Raw genomic sequence first — 25,191 nt, 5'->3', positions numbered from 1 at the left:
GTCGGTCGTTCTCAGGCCACGCGGTACTGCTCGTCGCGGGCGTCGGTGAGGAACATCTGTCCTGGTGCGTGGGTGATGGCGAAGGGCGGGCGGGACGCCATCACGGCCGCCTGGGGTGTCACCCCGCAGGCCCAGAACACCGGGATGTCGTCCGGCTCGGCGTCCACCGCGTCGCCGAAGTCGGGGCGCGAGAGATCCTTGATGCCCAGCCCCGACGGCTCGCCGCAGTGCACCGGGCTGCCGTGCACGGCCGGCAGCAGGCTGCTCTCCCTGATCGCCGCGGCCACATGCTCGGGAGGGACCGGGCGCATCGACACCACCATCGGTCCGTGCAGCCGCCCGGCGGGGCGGCACTCGCGCTCCGTCACATACATGGAGACGTTGCGGCCCTGCTCGATGTGGCGCATCGGGACGCCCGCCTCGGTCAGCGCCCACTCGAAGGTGAAGCTGCATCCGATGATGAACGACACCAGGTCGTCGCGCCAGCGGTCGATCACGTCCGTGGGCTCGTCGACCAACTCGCCGTGCTCCCACACCCGGTAGCGCGGCAGGTCCGTGCGCAGGTCCGCGTCCTGGGCGAGCGGGGTGGTCCAGGAGCCGGCGTCGGTGACGTCGAGGACCGGGCAGGACTTCGGGTTGCGCGTGCAGAACAGCAGCATGTCGTAGGCCCAGTCGGCGGGCACCGAGATCAGGTTCGCCTGGGTGTGGCCGGTGGCGACTCCGGCGGTGGGGCCGGACACACCCGAACGGAACCGGGCGCGCGCCTCCTTGGGGGTCCACCGGTGCGCGTGGCCGTCGATGGGCAGGATGCTCGAAGGGCGTTCCTGAAGGGTGTGCTTCACAGCAGTTCCTTCCCACGGGTCTCGGGGAGTCCGATCAGTGCCAGGGCGGCGAGGGCGTAGCCGATCGCGCCGAAGACCAGGGCGCCGCCCACGCCCCAGCTGTCGGCCAGGAAGCCGACGGTGGTGGGGAAGGCGGCCCCCACGGCGCGCCCGGTGTTGTACGTGAAGCCCTGCCCCGTGCCGCGCACCGCCGACGGGTACAGCTCGCTGAGGAAGGAGCCGAACCCACTGAAGATCGCCGACATGCAGAAGCCGAGCGGGAAACCGAGCACAAGGAGAAGCGTGTTGGCGCCGCTCGGAATGTTGGCGTAGGTGAGGATGCAGGCCGCGGAGAGGATCGCGAAGAGCAGGATGTTCCGTTTGCGGCCCAGTTTGTCGGTGAGGTAGCCGCCGGTGAGGTAGCCGATGAAGGCCCCGGAGATCAGGAACGTGAGGTAGCTGCCGGTGCCGACGACGGACAGACCGCGCTCCGTCTTCAGATACGTGGGCACCCAGGTGGCCAGCGTGTAGTAGCCGCCCTGGACGCCGGTGGAGAGCAGGACCGCGAAGAAGGTGGTGCGCAGCAGGCCGGGACCGTCGGCCGAGGCGGGCTTGAAGATGGCGACGAACGAGCCCTTCTCGGCGCTCTTCTCGCGCACGGCGGCCGCCTCCGGGGCGTCCTGCACCCGGCGCCGCACCCACACGACGAGCAGTGCGGGCAGCGCGCCGGTCCAGAACATCACGCGCCAGGCGAGGTCGTTGCCGAGGAACTGGAATACCAGGGTGTAGACGATCACCGCCAGCCCCCAGCCGACGGCCCAGGAGCTCTGGATCGCGCCGAGTGTGCGCCCCCGGTGCCGGGCGCTCGAGTACTCGGCGACGAGGATCGCGCCGACCGCCCACTCACCGCCGAAACCGAGGCCCTGAAGGGCACGGAAAACCAGCAGCGTCTCGTAGTTGGGCGCGAAGCCGCAGGCCACCGTGAACACCGCGTACGTGATCACGGTGATCATCAGTGCCTTCACACGTCCGATCCGGTCCGCGACCACACCCGCGATCGCGCCGCCGACCGCCGAGACGACCAGCGTGACGGTGGTGAACAGGCCGGTCTGGCCGCTGTCCAGGCCGAAGTACGCCGCCAGCGCGACCATGCTCAGCGGCAGCGTGAAGTAGTCGTACGAGTCCAGGGCATAGCCGCCGAACGCGCCGGCGAAGGCCCTGCGGCCCTGCGGACCGAGGGCGCGCAGCCAGGCCAACGCGCCGTCGTCCGAGGTGAGTTCGCCCGTTCCGGCGTGTGTGCCAGTGGTCAGGGCCTGTGGTGGAGGGGTCGTGCTCATGGGCACCTCGCAGTGGGAGGACGGAGGGTGCTTGAGGACTGAGCCGTGCCGTGCGGAAGCCGTCGGCGCTCGGGTGAGCGGGCGGCGCCGTGTGTAGCAAGGTAGAGGATCGTTGAACGATCCCTCAATACCCGTGTTGTTTCGTTCTTATTTCTGCGATTGAATTCCGGGCATGGCAGAGCTGACGGGACTGGCCGACGATCGCGCCCTGCTGGGCCGCACCAGCACCGCCGAGCGGGTCTCGGACATCCTCAGGAGCCGTATCGCCGAGGGGTACTTCCCGCCCGGGACACGACTGTCCGAGGACAGCATCGGCGGGGCGCTCGGCGTCTCCCGCAACACACTGCGCGAGGCGTTCCGGCTGCTCACGCATGAACGGCTCCTGGTGCACGAGCTCAACCGCGGGGTCTTCGTGCGGGTGCTGACCATCGAGGACGTCGAGGACATCTACCGCACCCGCACCCTCGTCGAGTGCGCCGTGGTCCGTGGCCTCGGCGAGCCGCCGTACGCCGTGGACGACCTCGCCCAGGCCGTCGCCGACGGGCAGCGGGCGGCGCGCGAAGGTGACTGGAAAGGCGTCAGTACGGCCAACATCCACTTCCACAGGGAACTGGTGGCGCTCGCCGGGAGCGACCGCACCGACGAACTCATGCGCAGCGTCTTCGCCGAACTGCGCCTCGCCTTCCATGTGGTGGCCGACCCGCGGCGACTCCACGAGCCGTATCTCGCGCGCAACCATGAGATCCTCAGGACGCTCCGGGCGGGCGACCGCGACGGGGCCGAGCGACTGCTCGCGGTCTATCTCGACGACTCGCTCACCGGGGTCGTGGAGGCCTATGCACGGCGGGTTGCCGACGGGGCGCAGGGGATCGGCTGAACCGGGTCGTGGTTCTCGGGGACGGCCGCGGCGGCGGTTCGCTCCGCCGCACTCGCCACTGCTTCCGGCGTCACTGCTCCCGGCGCCGCTCTCGCGAGGCGGCGACCGAGAGGCGCTGCGCGGAGCCGTCGTGACGTGCGGCGCGGAGCCGGTGTGACGGCGGTCGCTTCTGCGTCGTTTCGACCGTTGTCAGACCGAGGACCTAGTCTGTGCACCGTGACTTCGCCTGCATCGACGGACAGCGTTCCGCCCCAGCTCAGCGCGGGGCCGCGCCCCGCTCCGGGCCCGGCCGCCGACGAGGGCCTGGCGCGGCGGCTGCGCGCGCTCGCGTGCACCGCGCCGCTGCACGACCTCGATGTGCGCAAGGCGAATCTCGCGGGCGAGTACACGGTGTACGGGATGGCCGAGGTGGCCCTCGCCGCCATCGACCTCGTCACACTGAACATGGACTTCGACACGGGCGCCGACCACGACCAGATAGTGGCCCGGCTCATCCCGCGCATCGCCGCGCAGGCCCCCCAGCGCCCCGTCGGCGAGCACGAGCGCGTGGCCAGGTGGGTCCTGGAGAACCTGATCAACGTCGGCAGCGTCGACCGCGGCTTCCGCGCCGTATACGGCACCTTCGCCCCCGACGGCTCCTATGTGCGCCGCGACTACGACTTCAAGCTGATCGAGGAGGTGCCCGGGTACGGGGGGACCGTCTACCTCCGTACGACGGACGAGGCGGTCAACGTCCTCGTCGGCGCCCTCGACACCGATGTCACCAGCGCGCAGATCGCCGCCGAGGTCAAGCTCGAGGTGTTGATCAGCCGCGGCCGCCTCGCCGACGCCCAGCTCGCCGCCGAGCAGGCCCGCTACCGGACCGTGCAGTACTCGGAGACCCTCCGCAGGGCGCTCGACGCGACCCGGCGCAATGTGCGCGCCGTCGACTGGCTCCAGGCCGTGCCCGACATGATCGCCGAGGCGCTCGACCACGTCGCCGACCGCTACCGCCACGAGAACGCGATCCTCACCAACATCCGCAAGGCCCGCGACGAGTCCGAGGACCCCGAGCAGAAGCGCCGCGCCGCCGAGCTCGTCGACATCGTCAAGGACTGCATCCGCCGGCACACGCAGTTGCAGTCCCGGCTTCTGGAGGCCGGGCCCCTGTTCCGTGCCGAGCAGGACCGGCAGGCCTTCGCCACACCCATGACGACCTCGGGGATCGACCTCTACGGCCACCTCGTCGCGCCCGTGCTGCCGCTGCCCGTCGCACAGGCCCGGCGCGTGACGGACGCGTTCTTCGCACGTGGAACGGGGCTGCGCACGCCGGTGGCCGTACGGGTGGGGGATCTTGTCGAGCTCCTGCTGACACCACCCCTGGAGCGGGAGCACCTCGGTGCGGAGATGCCCGAACCGGACCTGATCGCCACGCCGGACGACAGCCGGTTCAGTGAGGAGCAGCTCGCCTCCGCGAGGGAGCTGCTGGATCTGCCGGCGGACGCGCCGCGACGGCTGTCCGGGCTGCTCGCCGAAGCGCGCCGCCGGGATCCCGAACTGCCCTACCTCGTCGCCCTGTTGGCCGTGCACGCGGCCAGTCCGCCGGTCGGTACCGCGTATCGGCAGGGTGAGGAGAAACTGTTGTTCGCCGTCGACGACGGGGTGCAGCTGGACGATCCCGAGTTCGGCGGGGCCGATCTGATCGTGGGCATGGCTCTGCTCGACGCGGCGGGGATGGCGGCGGATCGGTCGTGAACGCACAGTCGCCAGGGAACCGCGCCTCGCTCGTCGCCCGCGAGGTGTTCGTGGCTCGCCGCGCCCGCGCCGGGCAGCCGCAGATGTCACCGCCCCGCGCCCCTGACAGGGCGCTTGTCCGCACCCCCGTATCTCAGACCATGGAGCCCCAGTCGTGACCGAGCAGCACGTCGAGTGGAGTGAGCCGGATGCCGTCGCCGCGCCGGCGAACGCTCCCGTCACACCCGCCGACGCCGCCGACGCGGCGCGGCTCGTCGCCTTCGGGCTCCAGCCCAAACTGCAGCCCGCGCGGGACCAGGAGTACGCGGAGTTGTTGCGGCGGTACCGAGAGGACCCGGCGTTCGCCCGCCTCGCCGACGCCGTGGCCGCCGGGCTCGGGCTGGTCGTGCTGGAGGTGTCCCCGCGCGCGGGGATGGCCGTGACGGCCGCCGAGGACTCGGTGTTCGCCGTCCGGATGGGCGACTACGCCCGTCGCACCTCGGCCGACTCCGCGGACCGCTTCCTGCACGGCCTCGCCCACCTTGCCGTCGCCGCGATGGCCTTCCCACGCCCCGAGGACCTCGCGGACGACGGGTACATCGGGCGGGTCTCGGTCAACGGCGTCGACGCGTTCGTACGACAGGCCTGCCGCCGTCTGGAGGAGCGGGCCGAGGAGCAGGGCGAGAACACCGATCCGGCGACCGAGGCGCCCGGCCTGGAGGCGGCCTGGCGGATCTGGGCACGGCGCAGCTCCACCGGCGCCACCAAGGACGCGCGAAGACTGTCCGGTTCGACCACCGGCATCATCGGCAAGGCCGTCGCCTTCCTCACCGACTCCGGATTCCTTCAGCGGACCGGGGACGACTCCGGGGGGACGTACCGGACGACGGCCCGCTACCAGCTCCAGGTGCGGGACATGGCGGGCAGCGCCGCCATGGCCGAACTCCTCGAGCTGGGCGTCGTCCCGGTGACCGACGGCACCCCGACGCTGCTGCCCGCCGAGCACACCGACGACCTGGAGCTGGTGGCCGGCGCAGGCCTGCCGTTCCACTCCTGACCCACCTACGTAGCTCCCCTGCGTATCTCCCCTACGTATCCGAAGACTTACTACGAGAGTCCGCCGCCATGTACGAGCTGTCCCGGGTCCGCCTCTACTCCATCGGGCCTGCTGGCGCGCGCTATGCCGACACCGTCCTTGACCTGAGGGGTGTCGGCGAGCCCGTGCCCGACCCCGCCCCCACCCAGGCGGAGTTCTTCGAGGAGGAGCCCGTCGGGCCGCCGCGCCGGCCCGCGCCCGCGGGCGTGCTCTTCCTGGAGAACGGCGGCGGCAAGTCGGTGCTGCTCAAGCTGATCTTCTCGGTGATGCTGCCGGGCCACCGCAACACCCTGGGCGGCGCCAGCTCCGGTGTGCTGCGCAAGTTCCTGCTCGCCGACGACTGCGGTCATGTCGCGCTGGAGTGGCAGCACACGCTGACCGGCGAGTGCGTCGTGGTCGGCAAGGCCAGCGAGTGGCGGGGACGGCAGGTCTCCAACGACCCGCGGAAGTTCGCCGAAGCCTGGTACTCCTTCCGGCCCGGGCCCGGCCTGAGCCTGGACAACCTGCCCGTCGCCGAGGCGACCGCCGTCCGCCCGCCCGTCGAGGGCGCGTCCGGCGCGCAGGGACGGCGGCGGACCATGAAGGGCTTCCGCGACGCCCTCACCGAGGCCGGAAAGGCGTATCCGCACCTCGAAGTGCACTGGGAAGAGATCCACGACCGCTGGAACGAGCATCTGACGGACCTCGGCCTGGATCCCGAACTCTTCCGCTACCAGCGGGAGATGAACGCCGACGAGGGTGAGGCCGCCGGTCTCTTCGCCGTCAAGAAGGACTCCGACTTCACCGACCTGCTGCTGCGCGCGGTCACCGACACCCGGGACACCGACGGGCTCGCCGACCTGGTCGGCGGCTTCGGCAACAAGCTGGGGCGGCGCGCCGAGCTGATCGCCGAGCGGGACTTCACGGCGGGGTCCGTGGATCTGCTCGGCCGGATCGTCGAGGCCGCCGAGGCACGGGCACGCGCGCGTGACATCCACGCGGGCGCCGAGCGGCGTACCCGCACCCTGGCCCGGCGGCTGTCCGCGCGAGGCGTGCGGGAGCGCGTCCGCGCCGGTGAGCTCGCACAGCGCGTGACCGCCGCCGCGTACGCCGTCACCCACGCCGAGGGCGCACGCGAGCGCAGTGCCCTCATCGCCGCCGAACTCGCCTACCGGCATGCCTCGTTGGCGCTCGCCGGGGCCGAGAAGTCGGCGGCCGCCCAGAAGCGCGAACTGGCCGACGCGCGCACCCTGCACTCCTCCTGGCAGGCCGCCGAGCTCGTACTGCGGCACCGTGCCGCCGCCGACCGCTCCGCGCGCGTGGCCGCCGCGATCCTCGAGGCCGAGCGGGACGCCGCGCCCGCCCTCGCCGCCCGCGCCAAAGCCGCCGTCGACCTCGTCCGCGCGCTGCACCGCGCCGCCGATGGCGCCGAGGCGCTCGCCAACGAGGAGGAGGAGCGCTCCGCCGGACTCCAGGAGGTCGGCGAGACCGCGTACGCCGACTCGACCGCCGCGGCCACCGCCGCCCAGCGTGCCCGCAGCGAGGTCGGACATCTGCGCCAGCGCCTGAGCGAGGTCGAGCAGGAGACCGCCGAGGCGGTCCGCGCCGGCTGGCTCGACGACAGCGCCCCCGACGCCGACCCGGCCCGCGCCGCCCTCGCCGCCAGCGACGCCGAGAAGACGGCCGTCGCGGCGTGGGACACCGCACGGGAGGCCTCGCGACGGGCCTCGGAGCACGGCCGCGAGGCGGCGTCCGCCGAGTCCCGCGCCGAACTGACGGCCGCCCGCGCGGCGGACGCGGCGACGGCGGCCGAGCGCGCGTACGACGGTGAGCGCCGTACGGCCGAGGCACTGGCGGGGGAGGAGCGGCTCGCTGAGCTGCTCAGCCTGCCGGGCGCCGCCGGAACGCGGCACGGCGGGGTACCGGTGCCCCGGGCGGCCGGGGACGCCGCTGCCTCGACCGGCCACGGCAAGGGCGGCGACACCGGCCGAGGTGCCCGCGGCAACTCCGCCGACGTCTGGGCGGAGACCGAAGGCGCCCTCACGCCCGAGGAGCTGGACCAGTACGCCGACGAACTGCGCGAGCTGCTCGACGACGGAGTCGCCTCCGCCGAGCGCCAGCTCTTCGAGCTGCGCACCGCGGCGGCCGACGACGCCCGGATCCTCGGCGCCCTCGGCGACGGCGGACTCCTGCCGCCCGGCCCCGACGTGCTGGCCACGGTCGAGTACCTCGGTGAGCACGGCATCCCCGCCCTGCCCGGCTGGCGCTATCTCGCGCAGGCCGTCGACCCCGTCGACCACGCGCGCGTGCTGGCCGCCAGGCCCGAGCTCGTCGACGGCGTGATCATCACCGACCCGGACACCCACGCGCGGGCCCGTGCGGCGCTCAGCGAAGCGGCGCTGCTGCCGCGCTCCGCCGTCGCCGTCGGTACGGCCGCCGCGCTGCTCGCCCCGACCCCGGCCGCCGACGCGGGCGACGGCGGCGTCTTCCTCGTACCGCCGAACCCGGCCATGCACGACGAGCACGCCGCCGACGAGGAACGGCAGGCGCTGCGCACCCGCGCGACCGAGCGGGACGAGGAGATCCGCACCCTCGCGGCCCGGCTCGGCAAGGACCGGGAGCTCGCGGCGCGGCTCGCCTCCTGGCGCACCGGCTGTCCCGCCGGGCGGCTCGTCGAACTGGCCGTGGCCGCCCGGGAGGCGCGCGCGTTCGCCGAAGAGGCCGAGGCCGAGCTCGCCGAGGCGCGCACCGTGCGGGCCGAGGCCGACGAGGCGGCGGCCGAGGCGGCCCTCGTGCGCGACGAGCGCCAGGACGCCGCCCAGCGCGCCCGGCGCGCGGCCGACGCGCTCGCCGGACTCGCCTTCCGCCTGCGCGAACGCGCCGGCTGGCAGGTCAAGGTGCGCGAACTCGCCGACGAGGCCACCGAGTCGGAGGCCCGCGCCCAGGTCTGCCTGGAGCGCGCCCGCGCCGCCGACGAGGACCGCCGCGCCGCCCAGCGCGCCGCCGACGACGCCCGCCGCACGGCCCGTGCGCTGCGCGCCGAGCGCGCCGAGATCGCCGGCGCCCCCGACGACGTACCGGAGGACGCGTCGGAGACGGCGAAGTCCTCGCTGCCCGCCCTGCGCGAGGCCTACCGGGCCGCGTCACAGCTGTACGAGAAGGTCGGCGTCGGCGCCGATCTGCGTGCCGAGCAGGCCCGCGCCGAGAGCGACGAGACCGCGGCCCTGGCAGAGCTGGACCGGCTCAGCAACAAGGTGCGCACGCGCGCCGCACAGCTCCTTCAGGCGCCGGAGGGTTCCGACGGGCCGTCCCGGCAGGCGGCCGCCGCCCGTGCCGAGGAGCTCGTGCAGCTCCTGGAGACCCGTATGTCCACCGCGAGCGAGCAGCTCGGGCGGCTGCGCGGCGAGGCCGAGCGGCACGCGCCCGAGGACGGCGAGGCCCACACCGAGCTGTCGCAGGAGCTGGTCCCGCGCGACGCCGAGCACGCGCAGTCGCTACTGCGCACGGCCACCGGTGAACTCGCCTCCCGCACCGAGGCGCTCAGCCAGGCACGCGAGGCGCACGCCGAGCTGCTCGACGCGCACCGCGCCGCCGAGGACGCGGCCGGTGGCTTCGACGAGACGGCCGCTCTGCTCAGGGACCTGCTGCGGGAGCACTCCGACGAGGAGCAGGAGGAGCCCGAGCCCTACCCCGGCACCCTCGAGGAGGCCCGGCACTCCGCCGCCGAGACCCGCCGCTCCCTGCGCGGCTGCGCCGCCGACCTCTCCGCGGCCGAGGGCGCCGTGCGCGAGGCGAGCGACATCCTCGTACGGCATGCCAACTCCAACCGGTACGAGCAGGTGCGCACCCCTGCCCGGCAGCAGATCCGTGAGCTGCCCGCGTCCGCGCTGCCCGAACACGCCCAGAAGTGGGCGGACGCCTTCGCGCCCCGACTGAGGGTGCTGACCGACGAGTTGGCGCAGCTGGAACGCAACCGGGACTCGATCGTGGACCGGCTGAGGGGGCTGGTGGAGTCGTCGCTCGCCACCCTGCGGTCCGCGCAGCGGCTGTCCCGGCTGCCGGAGGGGCTCGGGGAGTGGTCCGGGCAGGAGTTCCTGCGCATCCGCTTCGAGGAGCCGGATCAGGCCACGCTCGCCGAGCGGCTCGGTGAGGTCGTCGACGAGGCCACCCGCGCGGCGGTCAAGAAGAACTCCGACATGCGGCGCGACGGCATGTCACTGCTGCTGCGCGGAGTCAGCGCCGCCCTCGAGCCGAAGGGCGTCGCCGTCGAGATCCTCAAGCCGGACGCCGTACTGCGCGCCGAGCGCGTCCCCGTCGGGCAGATGGGTGACGTCTTCTCCGGCGGCCAGCTGCTGACCGCGGCCATCGCCCTGTACTGCACGATGGCCGCGCTGCGCAGCAACGACCGGGGCCGTGACAAGCACCGGCACGCCGGCACGCTCTTCCTCGACAACCCCATCGGACGCGCCAACGCGACCTACCTGCTGGAGCTGCAGAGGGCCGTCTCGGACGCGCTCGGTGTCCAGCTCCTCTACACCACCGGCCTGTTCGACACGACCGCGCTCGCCGAGTTCCCCCTCGTCATCCGTCTGCGCAACGACGCCGACCTGCGCGCCGGGCTGAAGTACATCAGCGTGGAGGAACACCTGCGGCCGGGGCTCCCGCAGCAGGCCCCGGCCGGGGAAGGTGAGTCGGTGCACAGCGAGATCACGGCGACAAGGATGTTCAAGAGGCCCGCACCGAGCGCCCCGTGAGGGGCGCGGGAAACCGCACCCTACCTGTCCTCCTTCAAAAGGTCCGCGCACTTCTCGCCGATCATCATGGTCGTGATGCAGGGGTTGACGGAGATGAGATCCGGCATCACCGAACCGTCCGCGACCCGCAGACCCTCGACCCCCTTGACCCGCAGCCGCGCGTCGAGCGGGGCCGAGGAGTCGTCGTCGGCGCCCATCTTCACGGTGCAGGACGGGTGGTAGACGGTGTTGTGGGTCTTGTGGAGGTAGTCGAGCAGCTCGTCGTCCGTCCGGACCTCCGGCCCGGGGGCCAGCTCCGCGCCCGCCCAGCCGCTCAGCGCCGGCTGGGAGGCGATCTTCCGCGCCAGTTTCAGCCCGTACGTCATCACGCGCACGTCGTGCTCGTGCGTGAAGTAGCGCGGATCGACCATCGGCTTGTCCCGGTAGTCCCGGGTGCGCAGCCGCACCGTGCCGCGTGACTTCGCGCGCGTCACGTTCGGCGTGAGGCAGAACGCGTTCTCGGACGTCGGGAACCCGTGCCGAGCCGTGTTCATGTCGAACGGCACCGAACCGTAGTGGTACATCAGGTCGGGCCGGTCCAGGCCCGGTTCGGTGTCGTAGAAGATGCCCGCCTCCCACCACTGGCTGGACGTGGTGGTCATGGGCTGCTTGGCCTCCCACATGATGACGCCCTCGGGGTGGTCCTGGAGGTTCTTGCCGACCCCCGCCGAGTCCACCACCACCTCGACCCCCACCTCGCGCAGATGCGCGGCGGGCCCGATGCCCGACAGCATCAGCAGCTTGGGAGTGTCGATGGACCCGCAGGACACGATCACCTCGCGGCGTGCGCGCACCGTCCGGGTGTGGATCAGGTCCGGGTCCAGGTACTCGGCGCCCACACAGCGGCGGCCGTCGAGCACGAGTTTCTTGGCCCGTACCCCGGTGCGCACGTCCAGGTTGGTCCGCTTGTCCATGACCGGATGCAGATACGCGACCGACGAGGACTGCCGGATGTTGTTCTCGTCGGAGTTGATCTGGAACCAGTTGGCGCCACGGACCACGGTCTTGCCGGTGTTGAACGCGGTGGTCGGAATGCCCGCCTGCGCACACGCCTCCAGCAGGGCGGAGCCACAGGGGTCCGCACCCTTCAGCGTGCGCAGCTTCACCGGTCCGGTGCGGCCGTGGTGGTCGCCGGGAGCGTCGTTCGACTCCAACCGCTGGTAGAGCGGGAAGAGTTCGGCCGCGCTCCACCCCGTACAGCCCGCGGCGGCCCAGTCGTCCAGGTCCTCCGCGGGTGCCCAGAAGGCGATGCAGGAGTTGTGCGAGGAACAGCCACCGAGCACCTTGGCGCGGGCATGCCGCATGAAACTGTTGCCGCTGACCTGCGGTTCGACCGGGTAGTCCCAGTCGTATCCGGACTCCAGCAGTCCCATCCAGCGTTCCAGCTTCAGGACGTCGTCGTCGCCGACATCGCTGGGGCCCGCCTCGAGGACGCACACGGTGACGGACGGATCCTCGGAGAGCCGGGCCGCGACCACGTTGCCCGCGGTGCCGCCGCCGACCACGACATAGTCGAACTCATCGACGTTCATGGGGAGTTGACCTCCTTGCTTTGCTCTTCGGTCGGTCGTGTGACGGTCCTTCAGTCGGTCGCGGGGGTCACGGGGGCCGCGACGGAAGCCGTCGCGGAGGCCTGGAACTGGTGCTCGGCGAGCACCCCGGTCCGGTGCCGCTGCACGAACCAGTAGTAGGCGAAGCCGCCGCCCGCGACGACGCCCACGAACAGGACGGCACCCCAGCGCAGGTACCAGTGGTACGGCGCGGCCGCGTTGTAGACCTCGGAGCGCGGCCAGATCAGGTTGATCGTCATGGCCGCGCCCCACACCACGGCGACGATGTTGACGAGCAGCCCCCAGCGGCCGAGCGAGAACTTGCCGTCGCCCGCGGGCTGCCACTTGCCACGCAGCCGTGCGATCAGCATCGGACCGGTCACCAGCAGATACGCCAGGTAGATCATGATGATGCCGATGCTGGTGACCACGGTGAAGATCTGCGGCTGGCGGATGTTGACCACCAGGATCGCCAGTGCGAGCACACCGATGATGACGGTCGGCAGGATCGGCGTCTGGAAGCGCGCGTTGACCTTGGCCAGCTTCGAGGAGGCGGGCAGGTTGTTGTCGCGGGCCATCGCGAAGGCCAGCCGGATCGCCGCCGTGTGCACGGCCAGGGCGCACACCGTGACCGCGATCAGCACGCACCACAGCATCGCCTTGCCGGCCGTCGGGCCGAGCACATCGAGGACGATGTACTGCAGACCGTCGGTGGAGAGCTTGTCGCCCTTCAGGCTGGAGACGCTCATCAGCGCGAGCAGCAGCACGAGCCCGCCGAGGACGAACGAGGCGACGATGGCACGGATGATGGCGCGCGGCGCGTTGCGCGACGGGTCGAGGCACTCCTCACCGAGCGAGGAGGCCGTGTCGAATCCGTACATGACGTACGCGGACGCCAGCGAGGCCACCAGGAAGGCGCCGAGGTAGCCGAACGACTGCCCGTGGCCGGTGCCCTGAGTGTCCATCACCACCTGCGGACCACGTGTGATGTGCACCGCGAACAGGATGATCAGTACGACGGTGGCGATCAGCTCGATGAAGACGCCCGCCGTGTTGATGGTCGCCATCAGCTTCACACCGAAGGCGTTCACCACGGTGGTGAACAGGATCAGTACGGCCGCCAGCAGAACCGCGTTGGTGGCGACGTCGTACTTGCCCGTGCCGTCACCCACGAACTGGAAGGTGGAGGAGATCTGGGGAAGCGTCAACTGATAGGCGAGTGCCACGGCCGAGATCGTCACGATCGACGCGAGCAGCATCATCCAGCCCGCGAGCCAGCCTATGTGCGGATTGCCCACCTTCTTCGACCAGTTGTAGACGGAGCCGGCCACGGGATAGCGGGCGGCGAGCTCGGCGAAGCAGAGGGCGACCATGAACTGGCCGATGAAGACCATCGGCCAGGACCACCAGTAGGCGGGGCCACCGCTGCCGTAGCCGAAGTAGAAGAGCTGGAAGGTGCCGGTGAGGATGGAGATGTAGCTGATGCCGGCGGCGAAGGTGTGGAAGTTGCCAAGGGTGCGCTTGAGTTCGGGCTTGTAGCCGAACTCGGAGAGTTCGGCGTCGTCGTTCTGCTCGGTCGCGGGTGGATGGGTGGTCATGAGCGGCCTCCTGGATCAGGGGAGAGGGGCGCGGCTCGTGCGGGTGGTGGGGGGAATCAGGGGATCAGATCATCCGGACGTCACCGGGGGATCATCAGGGGATTACGCGAACCACCCCTGTGGGGACGGGTTGGTGTTGCGCCAGATGTGCTTGGCCTCGCGGTACTCGGCCAGGCCGGCGGGTCCGAGCTCGCGCCCGAAGCCGGACTGCTTGAAACCGCCCCATTCCGCCTGAGGGACGTAGGGGTGGTAGTCGTTGATCCAGACCGTGCCGAGCCGCAGCCGGGCCGCCACGCGCTGGGCCTTGGCCTCGTCGGTGGTGAAGACGGCGCCCGCGAGCCCATAGATCGTGTCGTTGGCGAGCCGCACGGCCTCCGCCTCGCCGCTGAAACGCTCCACGGTCAGCACCGGCCCGAAGGACTCGTCCTGGACCACGGACATGTCGGACGAGCACTCGTCCAGCACGGTCGGCGGATAGTAGAAGCCCGCCTCGAACTCGGGTCCGGAAGGCCGCGCGCCGCCGCAGCGCAGCACCGCGCCTTCCGCCAGCCCCTTGGCGACGTACGCCTCGACCTTGGCGCGATGCGCCGCCGAGACCAGCGGCCCGCTCTGTGCCCGCTCGTCGAACGGGCCGCCGAGCCGGATCTCCGAGGCCCGGCGGACGACCTCGTCGACGAACCGGTCGTGCAGCGAGTCCTCGACCAGCAGCCGGGCCCCGGACGAACAGACCTGCCCCGAGTGCAGGAAGACCGCGGTCAGCGCCATGTCGACGGCCGTCTCGAAGTCGGCGTCGGCGAACACGATGTTCGGGTTCTTGCCGCCGAGTTCCAGGGCCACCTTCTTCACCGTCCCGGCCGCGGCGGCCATCAGCAGCCGCCCGGTGTGCAGCCCGCCGGTGAAGGAGACGAGGTCGACGTCCGGATGATCGCCGAGCGGGGCCCCTGCCTCGGGGCCCGCGCCGAGGACGAGGTTGGCCACTGCGGGCGGCAGCCCGGCCTCCTCCAGCAGCCGCATCAGATGGATCGCCGTGTGCGGGGTGAGCTCGCTCGGCTTGAGGACGAAGGTGTTGCCCGCGGCGAGCGCAGGGGCGACCTTCCAGGCAGTCTGCAGGAGCGGGTAGTTCCAGGGTGTGATCAGCGCGCACACCCCGACCGGTTCGTACACGACCCGGCTGTCGACGCTCGCCGTACCGGTCTCGACGACCCGGCCCGTCTCGACGGTGGCGGCCCGCCCGAAGTAGCGGAAGCAGTTCGCGATGTCGTCGATGTCGTACTCGCTCTCGACGAGCCGCTTGCCCGTGTCGAGCGACTCGGCGCGGGCGAGCGCGTCCTTGTCACGTACGAGGAGGTCGGCGACGCGCAGCAGCAGGTCACCGCGGTCCGCGGCCGGGGTCGTGGGCCAGGGCCCCTCGTCGAAGGCGCGGCGCGCGGCGGCGATCGCCTCCACGGTGTCCTTGCCGCCCGCCTCGTCGACGACGCCCACCAGGGAGCCGTCGGCGGGGCAGCGGATCTCGCGCGTGCGCCCGTCGAGAGCGCTCCGCCACGTACCGTCGATGAACAGGTCAGGCACTGGGGCCTCCCAATTGCTGGATCAGCCACTCGTGGAAGATCCCGATGTGGTGCTCGGTGGGCACCAGGACACCACCCTTCCGGTAGGCCCGCGAGGTCATGGCCGGCTGCGTACGTTCACATGCCTCGAAATCCTGTTCGTTGACCCGGTGGAAGAGCTCGACCGACTTGGACACGTCCGCGCCGGACTTCACGACCTCCGGCGCGTAGAGCCAGTCGCACTCGACGACCGTGCGGTCCTCGGCGAGCGGGAACATGCGGTGCAGGATGACATGGTCGGGGACCAGGTTGATGAAAACCGTCGGTTTCACAGTGATCGCGTAGTAGCGACGGTCCTGGTCGTCCGCTATGTCCGGCAGCCGGCCGAAGCCCTCGCTGCCGTCGACCGTGAAGCCCTGGATGTCCTCGCCGAACTCGGCGCCGTGCCCCACGTAGTACTGGGCCGCGTAGCCTTCCGCGAACTCCGGGAGGACGTCGACGAGTTCGGGGTGGATCGTCGCGCAGTGGTAGCACTCCATGAAGTTCTCGACGATCAGCTTCCAGTTCGCCTTCACGTCGTAGGTGATGCGCTTGCCGAGGGCCAGCTTCTCGGTGCCGTAGTGCCCGATGGCGGCCGCGTTGCCCAGCCGCTCCACGGCCGCGCCCATCACCGTCTCCTCGAAGGAGGGCGGCTCGTCGGCCAGGCACACCCAGGCGTACCCGAGCCACTCGCGCAGCGCGACCTTGACCAGGCCGTACTCCACGCGGTCGACGTCCGGCATCTTGATCAGGTTCGGCGCGGCGACCAGCTTGCCGTCGAGGTCGTAGGTCCAGGCGTGATACGGGCACTGCAGATTTCGGCGGACCTCCCCGGACTCCTCGGTGCACAGCCGGGCCCCGCGGTGACGGCAGATGTTCAGGAAGGCGCGCAGCTCACCCGTGCGGGAGCGGGTGATCAGGACGCTCTCGCGGCCCACCTGGACGGTGCGGAAGGCGCCGGGCCGGGCGAGATCCGCGGAGCGGACGGCGCAGAACCACATCGACTCGAACAGGGACTCCTGCTCCTGCCGGAAGATCTCCGGATCGGTGTAGTAGTGCCCGGGGAGGGTGGCGATCAGGCTGGGGGAGATGGGGGACGGGGAGACGGGGATCGTCGTCACGTGCGTACTCCTCAGGCGGGCGCGGCGGCGAGGCGGCGGGGGTCGAACAGTCCGATCGGGTGATCGGTGGCGCCGGTCAGGACGCGGTCGGCGACGATCTCGCCGACGACCGGCACGAACTTCGGCTTCAGCGGCGGATTCGGTTCATCTTCGGGTCGAAGAGGGGTTCATCCGCGACGGTCGCGGGGACCTTCTCGCCGAAGTACTCGATGTGCACGCCCGTACCGGTCGGGAGCGCCGGCAGCCAGGCGTAGGCGATGCAGCGGCCCAGCGTGTAGCCGTACGAGGCGCTGGTCACGTAACCGGCCGGGGCGCCGTCGACGTAGACGGGCTCCTTGCCGAGCACGACGGCGACCGGGTCGTCGAGGAGGAGAGGGGTGAGCCTGCGCGCGGGTTCCTCCGTGGCGAGGCCTTGCAGCGCCTCCTGGCCGACGAACCCGTCCTTGTCCATCCGGACCGCGAAGCCGACCCCCGCCTCGAACGGGTTGTGCTCGTCGGTCATGTCCACGCCCCAGGCGCGGTAGCCCTTCTCCAGGCGCAGACTGTTGAAGGCGGAGCGCCCGGCCGCGATCACGCCGTGCTCCTGGCCCGCCTCCCACAGCGTGTCCCAGAGCCTGAGCCCCAGATCGGCGGACGTGTACAACTCCCAGCCCAGCTCGCCGACGTACGACAGCCGCAGCGCCGTCACCGGGACGTGTCCGAGGCAGGTCTCCTTCGCGCGGAAGTAGCCGAAGCCCTCGTGTGAGAAGTCGTCGCGGGTCAGCGGCTGCACGAGCTCGCGGGCCAGCGGACCCCAGACGCCGATGCAGCAGGTGCCGGAGGTGATGTCCCTGATCCGCACGTCGTCCGGGGCGCGCCGCACCAGCCAGTCCAGGTCGGTGGGGGAGTTGGCGCCCACCTGGAACCGGTCCGGGGCGAGGCGCGCGACCGTGAGGTCGGAGCGTACGCCGCCCGTCTCGTCCAGGAGCAGCGTGTAAGTGACCGCGCCCGGCTTCTTGCGGAGGTTGTTGGAGGTCATGCGCTGGAGGAAGCCGAGGGCCCCGGGCCCGCTGACTTCGAGGCGGCGCAGCGGGGTCATGTCGTACAGGGCGACCTTCTCGCGGGTCGCCTTCGCCTCGGCGGCCGCGATGGGCGACCAGTAGCGGGCCGACCAGGCGTCGCGCTCGGGGAGCCGCAGACCGTCCACGAGCGGGGCGTTCGCCTCGTACCAGTGCGGGCGCTCCCAGCCGCCGCCCTCCAGGAAGTACGCGCCGAGTTCCTGCTGCCGGGCGTAGAAGGGGCTGACGCGCAGGGGGCGCGGGTGCTCCATCGGCTGGAGGGGGTGCAGGACGTCGTACACCTCGACGAACTGCTGCGAGCCGCGTTCGCGGACGTACGACGGTGAGCGCTGCGCGTCCTCGAAGCGTGCGAGGTCGCATTCGTGCAGGTCGATGGAGGCGCGCCCGTCGACCATCCATTCGGCGACCGCCTTGGCGACCCCCGCGGAGTGGGTGACCCAGACGGCCTCGGCCAGCCAGAATCCGCGCAGCTCGCGCGATTCCCCCAGCACCGGCATGCCGTCCGGGGTGAAGGAGAAGACGCCGTTGAAGCCCTCCTCGATCTCCGTCTCGCGCAGGGCGGGCATCAGCCAGCGGCAGTCGTCCCAACTCGGCGCCCAGTCCTCCTCGGTGAAGGGGTACGACGACGGCATCTCCATGTCGTTCGCGCGCGCCTCGTCGTAGGGGAGGATCCCGAACGGGTCGACGGGCAGCGGCTTGTGGGCGTAGCTGCCGATGCCGATGCGGTCGTGGTGCTCGCGGAAGTAGAGGTCGCGGTCCTGGAAGCGGAGGATGGGCTTCGAGGCGTCGGTGGGAGTGTGAGCAGTGGTTTCAGCCGTGGTCTCAGCGGTGGCTTCGGAGGTGGCCTCCGGGCTCGCTCCGGAGGTGGCTTTCGGGGTGGATTCGGCCAGTTCAGGGAGCGGCTTGGTCTTTGCGTACTGGTGTGCGAGCGGCTGAAGGGGGACATCGACCCCGGCCATCCGGCCGATGACCGGGCCCCAGAAACCGGCCGCGGAGACGACGTGGTCGGCGGGGAGGGTGCCGCGGTCGGTGACCACGGCGGTGACCTTGCCGTCCTCCTGTTCGATACCGGTGACCGTGTGGCGGTCGAGGAAACGGGCGCCCCGTTCGGTGGCGCGTTCCCTCTGCGCCCGGGACGCGAGCACGGCGCGGGCCAGGCCGTCGTCGGGGGTGTGGAAGCCGCCGAGGACGGCCGACTGGTCGATGAGCGGCCACAGTTCCTTGCAGCGGGTCGCGCTGACGATCTCGCCGCGTACGCCCCACGAGGCGGCATAGCCGGCCTTGCGGTGCAGGTCGGCGAGGCGCTCGGGCGTGGTCGCGAGTTCGAGACCGCCGACCGGGTTGAAGCAGGAGACGCCCTCGACCTGGAGCGAGTTGAACTTCTCCACGGTGTACCGGGCGAACGCCGTGAGTGTCTTGGACGGGCTGGTCTGGAACACCAGGCCCGGTGCGTGCGAGGTGGAGCCGCCCGGGGCGGGCAGCGGTCCCTGTTCGAGAACGGTGACGTCGGTCCAGCCGCGGGCGGTCAGCTCGTCGGCGAGCGAGCAGCCGACGATGCCGGCGCCGATGATGACGACACGGGGATGGTTTGCGGGCGTGCTGGACATGCCCCTCCTTGCCGGGGTGGGGAGTGGACGCGCTCGGGGGTGGATCAGACGGTCGGGACGTGGGGGCGTTCGGCGGCGATGGTGGTGTCCTCGCCGTGCCCGGTACGGACCACCGTGTTGCCGGGGAGGGTGAGGAGCCGGTTGCGGAGCGAGGCCTCGATGGTGGGCCGGTCCGAGTACGAGCGGCCGGTCGCGCCGGGGCCGCCGTGGAAGAGGGTGTCCCCGGTGAAGACCGTGTCCAGGAACGGGGCGTGGAGGGAGCAGCTGCCCCAGGTGTGGCCGGGGCTGTGGATCACCTGGAGTTCGATACCGGCGACCGCCAGGATCCGGCCGTCACGCAGTTCCCCGTCCGGCTTGCGCCCGGGGTGGGTGAAGGACCACAGCTCGTTGTCGTCGGGATGCAGGAGCACGGGCGCGCCGGTCAGTACGGAGAGCTCGGCGGCCGCGTCGATGTGGTCGTCGTGCGCATGGGTGCAGACGATCGCGGTGACACGGCGTCCGGCGACGGCCTTGTGGATCGTACGGGCGTCGTGGGCGGCGTCGACGATCAGTACCTCCTCGTCGTCGCCCACGAGCCAGACGTTGTTGTCGACGTCGAAGGTCTCGCCGTCGAGGCTGAAGGTGCCCGAGGTGACGACGCGTTGGACCCGTACCGTGTGGTCCTGTTCGTGACCGTGTCCCTGGGGCCCGGCTTGGCTCACAGGACCACCACCGACCGCAGTACCTCACCGCGGTGCATCTTCGCGAACGCCTCCTCGACCTGGTCGAGCGAGATGGTCTCGCTGACGAAGGCGTTGAGGTCGAGCAGCCCGTACAGGTACTGGTCGATGAGGAACGGGAAGTCGCGGCTCGGCAGGCAGTCGCCGTACCAGGAGGACTTCAGCGCACCGCCGCGCGAGAACAGGTCGATCAGCGGGAGGTCGATCTTCATCTCGGGGTCGGGGACGCCGACCTGGACGAGCACACCCGCGTGGTCGCGCATGTAGAAGGCCTGTTTGTACGTCTCCGGTCGGCCCACCGCGTCGATGGCGATGTCGACCCCGAAACCGTCGGTGAGCGCACGGACGGCCTCGACGGGATCCGTCCCGCGCGAGTTCACCGTGTGGGTGGCGCCGAACTTCTCGGCCTGGTCGAGCTTCTTGTCGTCGATGTCGACGGCGATGACCTTCATCGCGCCGTTGAGACAGGCGCCCGCGATCGCCGCGTTGCCGACGCCTCCGCAGCCGATGACGGCGACCGTGTCGCCGCGCCCGACGTTGCCGGTGTTGACCGCCGCGCCGTATCCGGCCATCACGCCGCAGCCGATCAGACCCGCGGCCTCGGGGCGGGCGGCCGGGTCGATCTTCACCGCCTGCCCGGCCGCGACCAGGGTCTTCTCGGCGAAGGCACCGATGCCCAGCGCGTTGCTGAGCGGGGTGCCGTCGAGCAGCGTCATCGGCTGGGTGGCGTTACGGGAGTCGAAGCAGTACCAGGGGCGCCCGCGACGACAGGAGCGACAGGTTCCGCAGGGCGCCCGCCAGGCGAGGACCACGTAGTCGCCCGGGACCAGGTCGCTGACGCCGTCGCCGACCGCCTCGATCGTGCCGGCCGCCTCGTGGCCGAGCAGGAAGGGGAAGTCGTCGGTGATCGCGCCCTCCCGGTAGTGCAGATCCGTGTGGCAGACCCCGCAGGCCTGGACGTTGACGAGCACCTCTCCGGGTCCCGGGTCGGGAACGACGATCGTCTGCACCTCGACGGGTGCACCCTTCTTGACGGCGACTACGGCACGGACCTCGTGTGGCACGACAAGCTCCTCTGCTGTTGCGCAATGCACGATGGGTTGCGCGATGAGGAACATATTGAGAACGCCGTCATGGGGTCGTCAAGGGGTCGGCGTTAACCCTTGGCAAAAGGAACGGGCCGCCCGAAACGTGCCGGACACACGGACTGGGCATACGGACTGGGCATACGGACTGGACACACGAAGGGGCGGGGCCGGGAGAATCCCGCGCCCCGCCCCTTCGCCCCTGCGGGCCCTCAGAAGCCGTACCCCATCCGGCGCGACAACTCGGCCCCCGCCGCCACCGTCCGCTTCGCCAGCTCCGGCAGTCGGTCGGAGTTCAGCCGGTACACCGGACCCGACACGCTGATCGCCCCGATCACTTTCCCGTCGTGCGCCCGGATCGGCGCGGCCACGGCGGCGAGCCCCAGCTCCAGTTCCTCGATGGTGACCCCGTAGCCCTGCTCGACCACGGCCTCCAACTCGGCGCGCAGCACGGACGTACCCGTGATGGTGCGCTCGGTGAACCGTGGCAGGGCGCGCGCGAGCAGACCTTCGCGCAGGGTGGGCGGCATGTGCGCGAGCAGCACCTTGCCGCTGGAGGTCGCGTGCAGCGGGGTGCGTCTTCCCAGCCAGTTCTGCGCGGTGACCGACGCGGTGCCGCGTGCCTGCATGATGTTGACCGCCGCGTCGTCGTCGAGCACCGCGACGTTGACGGTCTCGCCCAGTTCGTCGGCGAGTTCGCGGCAGACCGGCACGCCTTCCTGGGAGATGTCGAGGCGCACCGCCGCCGCCCCCGCCAGACGCAGTACGGCGGCCCCCAGGTAGTACTTCCCGCGGTCCTTGGCCTGGGCCACCAGACCGCGGTTCTCCAGGACACCGAGCAGGCGGAAGGCGGTGGACTTGTGCACGTCCAGCTCCTCGGCGATCTCGGTGACCCCGGCCTCCCCGACCCGGGCGAGGATCTCCAGCACGCTCACGGCGCGGTCCACCGACTGGACGGCGCTGCCGGCCCCTCTCCCGTGCTGCTTCTCGGAACCGTCCCGGTTGTGCTCAGCCTGCTTCTGCGTGCGGGTCATAGCTCAACTCTCACCACCTGACGGCCCGGTTTGGGCCGCATCTGCGGGAAGCCCTTGACGTGACGGGACCCCCGCGCGGATTCTGTTGCGCATAGCGCTCCCTCGTGCGCCATGCGAAACAACATGTTACCGAAGCGTCCGGAACCCGAAAGGTCTCCGGACCCACCTGGACCAGGAGGTCCCGGACGAAGAGTCCAGGACCGAGAGGGGGGCCCATGATTCCCGTCTGCCGCCTCGAAGACCTCCCCGCGGGCGAATCCGTCCGTGTCGACACCACGCCGCCCATCGCGGTGTTCAACGCCGACGGCGAGTTGTACGCCATCGACGACACCTGCACCCACCAGGACGCCTCCCTCTCGGAGGGCTGGCTGGAGGGCTGTCTGGTCGAATGCCCGCTGCACGCCGCCTCATTCGATCTCCGTACGGGCCTGCCGACGTGCCTGCCCGCACGCCGCCCCGTCCGCACCCACCGCGTCACCGTCGACGACGGAGTCATCCACGTCCACCTGGCCGCGGAGGAGGGCACCGCCGCATGAACGCCCTGACCGAGTGCGCCCAAGAGCGCGCCTCATGAGGACCGTGACCGTCGTCGGTGCCTCCCTCTCCGGGCTGTACGCCGCCCGGGAACTCCGGGCTCAGGGGTTCGACGGCCGCCTGGTGATCGTCGGGGACGAGCCCCATCAGCCGTACGACCGCCCACCCCTCTCCAAGGACTTCCTCACCGGCCGCGCCGACGAGACCCGGCTCGCCCTCACCGACACCGAGGAGGCCGCCGAACTCGACGCCGAGTGGCTGCTCGGCGTACGCGCCCGCGGCCTCGACGCCCGGGGGCGCACCGTCCTCCTCCACGACGGCCGCACCGTCTCCACGGACGGCGTGGTCATCGCGACCGGCGCCTCGGCCCGTCGGCTCCCGGGGGACGGACTCGTCGGCGTGCACACCCTGCGCACGCTCGACGACGCCCGCGCCCTGCGTGCGGAACTCTCCCGGGGCCCGCGCAGCGTCGTCGTCATAGGCGGCGGCTTCATCGGAGCCGAGACCGCGTCCTCGTGTGCCGGACTCGGCCACGACGTCACCGTCGTCGAGGCCGCACCCCTGCCCCTCGTTCCCCAAATCGGCCCGGAGATGGCCGCCGTGTGCGCCGCCCTGCATCGCCGCGGTGGAGCAGGCCTCGTGACCGGCATCGGTGTCGCCGGCCTGCGGGGGAGCGGCACCGTCACGGGTGTGGAGCTCTCCGACGGCCGGGTCCTGCCTGCCGATGTCGTGATCGTGGGCATCGGCGCCACCCCCAACACCGGCTGGCTCGCCGGTTCGACACTCGCTCTGCACGATGGCGTGCTGTGCGACGACGGTTGCGTGACCGCACTGCCGCAGGTGGTCGCCGTCGGCGACGTCGCCCGCGTCGGAGGCGCCCGCGCCGAGCACTGGACCTCCGCCACCGAACAGCCCCGTGTCGCGGTCCGCAACTTGCTCGCCGGGCGCACCGTCGAGAGCGCACGGTCCCTGCCCTACTTCTGGTCCGATCAGTACGGCGCACGGATCCAGTTCGCGGGGCGCCGGCACGCGGCGGACGCCGTCCGCATCACCGAGGGCGCACTCGACGACGGCGCACCGGCCGAAGGCGGCCTTCTCGCCCTGTACGAGCGCGGCGGACGCACCACGGCCGTGCTGTCCATCGACCGCCCCCGCCCGTTCATGAAGGCACGCCGTGAACTGGCGCGCAGCGAGGACCCGATGGAGCCGGCCGGCGCCGTGTCGAGCTGACGGCCTGTGGGCGGACCCACGGACGGGGGCCAACTGGACCACCAGGTTCACGGGCACCACGGCGTCCGTGGAGCCCGCCCCTCGGCCGTGCCGTGGGCAGCGGTGAGCCGGGCTCAGTCACGAGCCGGGCTCAACTGCGAGTCGCACCGTACTCAGTCGCGAGCCGCACTCGTTGCGAGCCGTACTCCTCGCGAGCCGTACTCACGGGTGCGACAACTGTCCGGTGCCGCCCTGCCGCCGTATTCGCTCCTGAGCGCGCTCCGTCGCGCGTGCCTGCCGTCGGGCCCGGCGCCGCTCGCGCCTCAAGGTCCTTGCGGTGCTGCTCGGTTCGGACACCACGCCATTGCGCTGGTTCCACACCTGGCGGGTGACCCAGACGTCGAGGGCGGCCCAGGTGGCCACCACCGTGCTGGCCACGCTGCTCAGGACCATCGGGAAGGCGAGCCAGGACTCCGCCAGCGTGGACAGAAAGGCGATCACGGCCTGGATCAGCGTCACCGCGATGATGAGCACCGCACGTACGGCCGACGTGCGCACCGGATCGGGCAGCCGTCGCCGACGCGCGGGCTCCTCGATCCACAACGGCCGGTAGTACGCCTGCTCTTCGTATCCGTCCTCGTGCCCGACAACTGCCCGCGCCTGCCCGCCGGCACGCCGCTGACCGTCAGCGGCACCCTCTCCGACCGCCCGCGCCTGCCCGCCGGTGACCGTGCCCCGCCCGCCCACCGGCTCGGGCCCGCCCTCGGCCACGGCCTGGGCGCTCTTGCGCTCGCTTCCGATCCCGGCGGCACCCGTCCGGTCGTTCTTCCGGTCGCGTCCCTCCGGGGCCACGCTCTGCCGGCTCACCCGATCGCGCCCGTCCGTCACGACGCCTTGTCCGCTCACTTCGTCGCGTCCGTCCGCCGAGTCCGCCGGTATGCCGCGATCCGGTGTCCGTGTGGCCGATCGCACCGCCACAGGCGCCGCAGTTCCCACCCCTGGTGTCCCGCCCCGCTCCGCCGTGCCCATCAACTTGTCACTCCCCACCGCCCAGCAGACCCTCGCACGGGTGTCATACGACACCTGCTCCCCAGTGGCTGCCCGGCTTGCGCTGTTTTACGCCGCCTGGACGCGGCATGCGGCCCCTGTGGCCGATTCCGCCCCCATTTCCCGTAGAGAAGGACGAACAATGTGCCCGGAAGATTCCCGACAAGCGAAAAATTCCGGCCAACTGACCAAGTTCACTGGCCCGATGAGCTCCGGCTCGCCATGCCGGATTCGGGGCGGCAATCTCCCCCAATGAACGGACAACTGCCCATCTCCGGTTCCCTCAAGAGCCCGGGTTCCACCCTCTTCACGCCGGGCGGCCGCCCGGACACGTCTTCGAGTTACCTGTGCGTCAGTAGTAGGCTCACGCCGTTTGTTGACGCACAGGTGTGCCCCCGGGCCGGAGGGGGTCGAGCTGGGGGAGGCC

At 71.2% G+C, this 25,191-nt stretch carries 17 protein-coding genes; 6 read left to right on the top strand and 11 right to left on the bottom strand.

The window, feature by feature from the left end:
- Positions 1-11: 11 nt before the first annotated feature.
- Positions 12-842, bottom strand: coding sequence for a putative hydro-lyase (locus tag ACZ69M_RS18455; protein WP_470051051.1), 831 nt, complete (start codon positions 840-842; stop codon positions 12-14).
- Entirely contained in the window at positions 839-2,158 is a 1,320-nt protein-coding gene (locus tag ACZ69M_RS18450; RefSeq protein ID WP_470051049.1) for an MFS transporter, read from the bottom strand. The genes ACZ69M_RS18455 and ACZ69M_RS18450 overlap by 4 nt, the downstream gene beginning before the upstream one ends.
- 172 nt (positions 2,159-2,330) lie before the next feature.
- On the opposite strand from ACZ69M_RS18450, the gene ACZ69M_RS18445 reads away from it, so the two are divergent.
- The 4 genes from ACZ69M_RS18445 (at position 2,331) to ACZ69M_RS18430 (ending at position 10,577) form a co-directional block, all read left to right on the top strand.
- Positions 2,331-3,035 (top strand): GntR family transcriptional regulator, encoded by a 705-nt coding sequence (locus ACZ69M_RS18445; RefSeq protein ID WP_470051047.1) that lies wholly within the window; start codon positions 2,331-2,333, stop codon positions 3,033-3,035.
- Positions 3,036-3,251: 216 nt separating this feature from the next.
- Positions 3,252-4,769, top strand: coding sequence for a hypothetical protein (locus ACZ69M_RS18440; RefSeq protein ID WP_470051045.1), 1,518 nt, complete (start codon positions 3,252-3,254; stop codon positions 4,767-4,769).
- A gap of 154 nt (positions 4,770-4,923) precedes the next feature.
- Positions 4,924-5,805: a hypothetical protein gene (locus ACZ69M_RS18435; protein ID WP_470051043.1), complete on the top strand. Its 882-nt coding sequence runs from the start codon at positions 4,924-4,926 to the stop codon at positions 5,803-5,805.
- Between the two features lie 68 nt (positions 5,806-5,873).
- Positions 5,874-10,577, top strand: coding sequence for a hypothetical protein (locus ACZ69M_RS18430; RefSeq protein WP_470051041.1), 4,704 nt, complete (start codon positions 5,874-5,876; stop codon positions 10,575-10,577).
- Positions 10,578-10,597: 20 nt separating this feature from the next.
- On the opposite strand, the gene ACZ69M_RS18425 is transcribed toward ACZ69M_RS18430, so the two are convergent.
- The 8 genes from ACZ69M_RS18425 to ACZ69M_RS18390 all read right to left on the bottom strand — a co-directional run bounded on the left by ACZ69M_RS18425 (position 10,598) and on the right by ACZ69M_RS18390 (position 21,974).
- Positions 10,598-12,148: a GMC family oxidoreductase gene (locus ACZ69M_RS18425; protein WP_470051039.1), complete on the bottom strand. Its 1,551-nt coding sequence runs from the start codon at positions 12,146-12,148 to the stop codon at positions 10,598-10,600.
- 50 nt (positions 12,149-12,198) lie between these two features.
- Positions 12,199-13,764 carry an APC family permease gene (locus tag ACZ69M_RS18420; RefSeq protein ID WP_470051037.1) on the bottom strand — a complete coding sequence of 522 codons (1,566 nt, stop codon included), beginning with the start codon at positions 13,762-13,764 and terminating at the stop codon, positions 12,199-12,201.
- 102 nt (positions 13,765-13,866) lie between these two features.
- Complete coding sequence (locus ACZ69M_RS18415) at positions 13,867-15,333, bottom strand: aldehyde dehydrogenase family protein (RefSeq protein ID WP_470051035.1); 1,467 nt, start codon at positions 15,331-15,333, stop codon at positions 13,867-13,869.
- Positions 15,326-16,471: an aromatic ring-hydroxylating oxygenase subunit alpha gene (locus ACZ69M_RS18410; RefSeq protein ID WP_470051033.1), complete on the bottom strand. Its 1,146-nt coding sequence runs from the start codon at positions 16,469-16,471 to the stop codon at positions 15,326-15,328. Before ACZ69M_RS18410 ends, ACZ69M_RS18415 begins: the two co-directional genes overlap by 8 nt.
- A gap of 127 nt (positions 16,472-16,598) precedes the next feature.
- Positions 16,599-19,136: a GcvT family protein gene (locus ACZ69M_RS18405; RefSeq protein ID WP_470051031.1), complete on the bottom strand. Its 2,538-nt coding sequence runs from the start codon at positions 19,134-19,136 to the stop codon at positions 16,599-16,601.
- 44 nt (positions 19,137-19,180) lie between these two features.
- Positions 19,181-19,837 (bottom strand): MBL fold metallo-hydrolase, encoded by a 657-nt coding sequence (locus tag ACZ69M_RS18400; RefSeq protein WP_470051029.1) that lies wholly within the window; start codon positions 19,835-19,837, stop codon positions 19,181-19,183.
- The gene (locus ACZ69M_RS18395; RefSeq protein WP_470051027.1) at positions 19,834-20,919 is read right to left on the bottom strand and encodes an S-(hydroxymethyl)mycothiol dehydrogenase; all 1,086 of its coding nucleotides are present in this window, start codon (positions 20,917-20,919) and stop codon (positions 19,834-19,836) included. Before ACZ69M_RS18395 ends, ACZ69M_RS18400 begins: the two co-directional genes overlap by 4 nt.
- Before the next feature lie 233 nt (positions 20,920-21,152).
- Positions 21,153-21,974 (bottom strand): IclR family transcriptional regulator, encoded by an 822-nt coding sequence (locus ACZ69M_RS18390; RefSeq protein ID WP_470051025.1) that lies wholly within the window; start codon positions 21,972-21,974, stop codon positions 21,153-21,155.
- Positions 21,975-22,189: 215 nt separating this feature from the next.
- On the opposite strand from ACZ69M_RS18390, the gene ACZ69M_RS18385 reads away from it, so the two are divergent.
- Together ACZ69M_RS18385 and ACZ69M_RS18380 are read left to right on the top strand one after the other, a co-directional pair.
- The gene (locus ACZ69M_RS18385) at positions 22,190-22,510 is read left to right on the top strand and encodes a bifunctional 3-phenylpropionate/cinnamic acid dioxygenase ferredoxin subunit (RefSeq protein ID WP_470051023.1); all 321 of its coding nucleotides are present in this window, start codon (positions 22,190-22,192) and stop codon (positions 22,508-22,510) included.
- A 34-nt stretch (positions 22,511-22,544) separates the two neighbouring features.
- Entirely contained in the window at positions 22,545-23,738 is a 1,194-nt protein-coding gene (locus tag ACZ69M_RS18380) for an NAD(P)/FAD-dependent oxidoreductase (RefSeq protein ID WP_470051021.1), read from the top strand.
- Between the two features lie 201 nt (positions 23,739-23,939).
- Here ACZ69M_RS18380 and ACZ69M_RS18375 read toward each other — a convergent pair whose 3' ends face one another.
- Entirely contained in the window at positions 23,940-24,623 is a 684-nt protein-coding gene (locus tag ACZ69M_RS18375) for a hypothetical protein (protein WP_470051020.1), read from the bottom strand.
- Positions 24,624-25,191 lie beyond the last annotated feature (568 nt).

Source organism: Streptomyces sp. NPDC107454, assembly GCF_055582885.1.
This window is presented reverse-complemented; position numbering and strand designations above follow the sequence as displayed.